General features: G+C 42.4%; 1 protein-coding gene. It reads right to left on the bottom strand.

Annotation, left to right across the window (positions count from 1 at the left end; all coding sequences use genetic code 11):
- Window positions 1–63: 63 nt before the first annotated feature.
- On the bottom strand, window positions 64–384 hold a 321-nt coding region (locus BCT81_RS02880), incomplete at its 5' end, for a diguanylate cyclase (RefSeq protein WP_133152506.1).

Raw genomic sequence — 384 nt, 5'->3', positions numbered from 1 at the left:
GCACCAAATATCTAATTAACCAAAGAATCATAGCCAAGCACGTATAGAGCTTGGCTTTGTTTTTTAGCTATGAATACAGAGTTTGTTACGGCCTGTCTTTTTGGCTTTGTACAAGGCTTGATCGGCAAGCTTCAATACCTCTTCAGGGTGTTTTGTGGTTGTGCTGTCTGCCAATCCTATACTCACTGAGACGTTAACAACTTCGGCCGATTGTCCGTTTTTCCCACGCTTTTTAATTCCTTCATCATGGTTATCCGGTCGTTCCTTGGCATTGCGAATCGTCATATCGTAGTTGTGTACTTCAGAGACAAGTGTTTGTAGGTGCGCTTCTACTTGTTCTGCATGCTTACCTTTGAAAATGATTGTGAACTCTTCACCACCGTA

Origin of the sequence: Vibrio sp. 10N.261.52.A1, assembly GCF_002876325.1 — a bacterium.
Classification (GTDB): domain Bacteria; phylum Pseudomonadota; class Gammaproteobacteria; order Enterobacterales; family Vibrionaceae; genus Vibrio; species Vibrio chagasii.
Note: the sequence above shows the minus strand (reverse complement) of the source record. Positions and strands in the feature narration are given on the sequence as shown.